Origin of the sequence: Mesorhizobium sp. M7A.F.Ca.CA.003.01.2.1, from assembly GCF_003998945.1 — a bacterium.
GTDB classification, from domain to species: Bacteria; Pseudomonadota; Alphaproteobacteria; order Rhizobiales; family Rhizobiaceae; genus Mesorhizobium; species Mesorhizobium ciceri.
This window is the reverse complement of sequence record NZ_RZRA01000489.1, coordinates 1-4185: the sequence shown is the minus strand read 5'-3', so window position 1 is coordinate 4185 and position 4185 is coordinate 1. Positions and strand designations below refer to the sequence as shown.

Below are 4185 nucleotides of genomic sequence, written 5' to 3'. Positions count from 1 at the left end.
CCTTCAGCACCGTGGTGCCGGTGAAGCGCATGGTGCGGCCGGTGGCGGCCGGCAGCGAACCGACGAGGAAGTCGCCGAAGGCTGGGCCGGTATGCGTGCCGCCGCCCTCCCACTGGCCGACGACATAGTCGCCCTCGGCAATCAGGTCGGCGGTGGCCCAGAAGTTGAGGTCCGGGAAGGCGGCGCGGAAGTCGGCCATGAAGGCCTTGATGTCGTCGCGGCCGCGGCGCGGCTCGTGCAGCGAATATTTCAGCAGCATGTCGGGTGCCGCGATCTCGTCGACGACCGACAGATCGCAACGTTCACCCCAGAAGTGGGTGAACCATCTGACGACGACGGCCTTGTTGTCTTCTTGCTTGGTCATTGGAAGGTCCTTGTTGTTGTCGTGCATGGGATCATCGGCGCCGCCGATGATCCAGGGGTCACCGGCTTGCGCCGCTGACCTGGGCAGCAGTAGGACGATCCGCCAGACACAAAACTCCGGTTCCTGCCGGCCAATCGAAAAGGCGGGTTCGGCGCCGGGCAGGGCCGCCTGGGCCGGAACCCGTTCCGCTGAGCCCAAGCATGGCTGCCCCGCCTCAGCTAGACCCTGGAAATCGGATGGCCACGGGAGAAGGCGATGGCAATGAAGAAGACCTATGAAAAGCCGAGGCTCGAGAAGCGCGAAAGACTGTCCGGCGTGACGGCGGGCAATGTCGTGTCGTCGACCTGGGGAAATTGACGGCTGCCTGGAGTAGTTCGGTACGGCCTTGATGAACAGGGGCTCCCAATCAGACGTCGACACTCCGCCCGCGCGGTAACTGTTTCTTCTCTGGTTTTGCCGCAGATTGCGCCGCGGTGGAGCAGGCGAAGCAGACGATGGCGCGTCAGGGTAAGAAAAGTCGCAATGGAACGTTCTGGGCAAAAGCCCTGGAGCGCGCGCATCTTGGCGTCTGGGACTGGGATCTTGTGACCGGCGACTGCTTTTATTCCGCGACCTGGGCGCGGATGCTAGGCTACGATGAGAGCGAATTGGCCAACACCAGCGACCTTTGGCTGCAACTGACCCATCCCGACGACCGCGAGCGGGCGCTGGCCAGCGGCGACCGCCACATTGCCGGCCTGACCGACGCCATCGAGACCGAATTGCGGCTGAAGCACAAGCAGGGACATTGGGTATGGGTGCTCGATCGCGGCGGCGTCGTCGAGCGCGACGCGATGGGAAAGCCGCTCAGGCTGATGGGTGTGCAGACCGACATCTCCAAGCAGAAGGCCGCCGAGGCCGAACTCGAGCAGGTCAATGTGCGGTTTCGCCTGGCGCTCGCCGCCAGCGGCACCGGCATCTGGCACCACGACCTCGCGGGCGGCAAAAGTTATTGGGACCAACGCACCAGGGAGATTTTCGGGCTCGTCTCCGACACCGCCGAAGTCGAGCGCGACCACTGGTTCGGCTATCTGCATCCGGACGACAAGGAGGCCGCGTCGCGCGCGCATCTGGTGCCGCTCGAAACGGACAAGGTCACCGCCGTGCAATACCGCATCGTGCGGCGCGACGGAGAGGTCCGGCACATAGAATCCCTGCTGCGTTTCATCGCCGACCCGCAAATCCGGGACCGCCGGCTGGCGGGGCAGATCCTGGGCACGGTGCGCGATATCACCGAAGACAAGCAGCGCGAGCAGGAGCTTGCCTATGCGGCCCGCCATGACGCGCTCACCGGTCTCTTGAACCGCGCCGCGTTCGACCGGCTGCTGGCCGATCATATCGCGGCCGCGCAGTTGCTGCCGCTTTCCGTGTTCTATGTCGATCTCGACTACTTCAAGGCGCTCAACGATTTTGCCGGCCACGCGGCCGGCGACCTGGCACTGAAAAGCGTTGCGCAAGGCATTCTGGGCTGCCTTCCCGCGACGGCGCATGCCGCGCGCCTGGGCGGTGACGAGTTCGCGCTGCTGATGCCCAATTGCGATGCGGCGCAGGCCGGGCGGCTGGCCGACGCGGTACTTGCCGCGGTTCGCGATGCCGAACTTGGATCGACGGCCACGTCGCGCAAGCTGGCGGCCTCGATCGGTATCGCTTTCGTCGATGACGCCGACACGACGGTGGCCGACGCGCTGGCCTGTGCCGACGACGCCTGCTATGCGGCCAAGGCCGCCGGGCGAAACCGATTTGCCGTCTTCTCCACCGATACGGCATCGGGTTCGGGTGGCCTCAACGCGGCGCGCATCGTCGCCGATACCGTCGATGCCATGGAAGACGGCAGGCTGAAGCTGTTTGGCCAGGAAATCCATCTTCTGGGCCGTCCCTGGCAGGAAAGCCGTCATGTCGAAGTCTTGGCCAGGCTCGCCGCACGCAACGGCCGGCTGGTGCCACCCGGCGAGTTCATTCCGGTGGCCGAGCGGTTCGGCATCGCGTCGCGGCTCGACCGCTGGATCATCCGCACCGCGCTGTCGCGGCATGGTGCCGCCTTGCGTTCGGGGGCGCTGACGCTTGGCTTCAATCTGTCGGCGCAGACGCTGAGCGATCCGCAGCTTTGGGACTTCGTCGACAGCGTCATAGAAGAAACCGGGGCGCCGCATTCGGGCATCGGCTTCGAGATCACCGAAACCGCCGCCGTCACCAATTTCGATGCCGCCGAACAGTTCGTGCGCAAGGCGCGCGAGCGGCGTTGCCGGGTCGGCCTCGATGATTTCGGAGCCGGCATGAGCTCGTTCGAATATCTCCGGCGGTTCCCCGTCGACACGATCAAGATCGACGGTTCCTTCATCGAGCACATCACGCAAAGCCGCTTCGACCGCGAGATCGTGCTGGCCATCACCAGCATTGCCCGTAGCCTCGGCTGCGACGTGGTCGGTGAGAAGATCGAACGGCAGGACACGCTGGCCATGTTGAGCGACATGGGGGTCGCCTTCGGCCAGGGATTTTTGCTGCACCGGCCGGAGCCGCTCGAGCGAATTGTCGCGCGCGCAACCAAGGGAGCGACGGCCCGCAAGGCATCGTGATCCGGGTGCGGCGAGTTTCAGGCCAGGCCGGACTGGCCTGAAACTCGACACTTTCTATCCGGTTCGCCGCGCCGTCGATTGCGGGAACTCCAGCACTCCAGCCTCGGGTCGCCTGTGCTGCGCCTCCGTCACCGCTTCGATCAACAGATCGAGCGCGTCACAGGCGGCACGGCTCGTCTCGTCATTGCCCTGCAGATAATGATAGGCGCGTTCGAGGTGGATGCGGGCGGCTGAAAAATCGCTGGTCAATGGTCCCTCCATGATCCCGCCCTAAAAAGAGCTTGCCGGAGACGAGGGAACGCCGGGTAAATATCCACAAGCGGCTTTTATTCAAATGCCGCCGAATGTTGTGAGCAGACGCGCGGCGTTGAAGCTGCCGATCTCCCCTACGAGGGGGAGATTGGCAGTTTCAACGCCGCACAGCTACACTGCGGCCCCTTGCGCAAGGTGACATCGATGATCGTCCAGGCCTGCATCAACGGCGCGCGTCCGCGCGATTTCCACCCGAAGCTGCCGCTGACTGCCGAGGCAATGGCCAGCGATGCGGCAGCCTGCGTCGCCGCTGGAGCGGCCGAACTGCATATCCATCCGCGCGGCACCGACGGACGCGAAAGCCTGGCAGCCGTCGACGCCACGGTGCTGGCGGTGCGCCGGACCTGCCCGGGAACACTGGTTGGCGTGTCGACCGGCGCCTGGACCGAGAACGACGTCGAGCGGACCCGAGCGGCGATCGCCGGCTGGCGAGACCTGCCTGACTATGCTTCGGTCAACCTGTCCGAACCGGATGCGCCCGCCGTGATGGAGTTGCTGCGCCAGCGTGGTGTAGGCATCGAGGCGGGGCTAGCCGTCGTCGCCGATGCCGAGCGCTTCGTAGCGCTTCCTGGCCACAACCAGGTGCTGCGCATTCTGATCGAGATCGATATCCCCGACCTGTCCGCTGCACTCGATGAAGCGCATGGCATCGCCGCCGTACTCGAGCGCGCCGGGGTAGGGCGGCCGATCCTGCTGCATGGCGTCGACACGACTGTCTGGCCCCTCGTCGAGCTTGCGCATCGCCAGCGCTGGTCGACACGGGTCGGTCTGGAAGACGGCAAGACGCTCGCCGATGGCAAGACAGCCAAGGACAATGCGGAAATTGTCGCTGCCGCCGTGGCGATCTTTCGCGGTGCGCCCGTCGTTGCCTCATAGGCAAGCGGCTTGACGTCTCCG

The 4185-nt window shown here is 65.1% G+C and carries 5 protein-coding genes; 3 read left to right on the top strand and 2 right to left on the bottom strand.

Translation table 11 applies throughout. The features are described 5' to 3' along the window. Nucleotides 1-364: ester cyclase (locus EN969_RS19415; protein ID WP_127419317.1), on the bottom strand; the 364-nt coding region annotated here is incomplete at its 3' end. 255 nt (nt 365-619) lie between these two features. Between EN969_RS19415 and EN969_RS19410 the strand changes: the two genes are divergently transcribed. Both EN969_RS19410 and EN969_RS19405 read left to right on the top strand, forming a co-directional pair. Then, nucleotides 620-721, top strand: coding sequence for a hypothetical protein (locus EN969_RS19410; protein WP_013530742.1), 102 nt, complete (start codon nt 620-622; stop codon nt 719-721). A 137-nt stretch (nt 722-858) separates the two neighbouring features. After that, nucleotides 859-2976, top strand: a complete 2118-nt coding sequence (locus tag EN969_RS19405) for an EAL domain-containing protein (RefSeq protein WP_063168575.1) — start codon at nt 859-861, stop codon at nt 2974-2976. A 54-nt stretch (nt 2977-3030) separates the two neighbouring features. Here the strand turns inward: EN969_RS19405 and EN969_RS19400 are convergent, their stop codons facing one another. Further along, a complete protein-coding gene (locus EN969_RS19400; protein WP_024501638.1) occupies nt 3031-3225 on the bottom strand; it encodes a hypothetical protein in 195 nt (64 codons plus the stop codon). A gap of 207 nt (nt 3226-3432) precedes the next feature. Here EN969_RS19400 and EN969_RS19395 point away from each other — a divergent pair, with 207 nt between their 5' ends. Further along, the gene (locus EN969_RS19395; RefSeq protein ID WP_063170281.1) at nt 3433-4164 is read left to right on the top strand and encodes a 3-keto-5-aminohexanoate cleavage protein; all 732 of its coding nucleotides are present in this window, start codon (nt 3433-3435) and stop codon (nt 4162-4164) included. Nucleotides 4165-4185 lie beyond the last annotated feature (21 nt).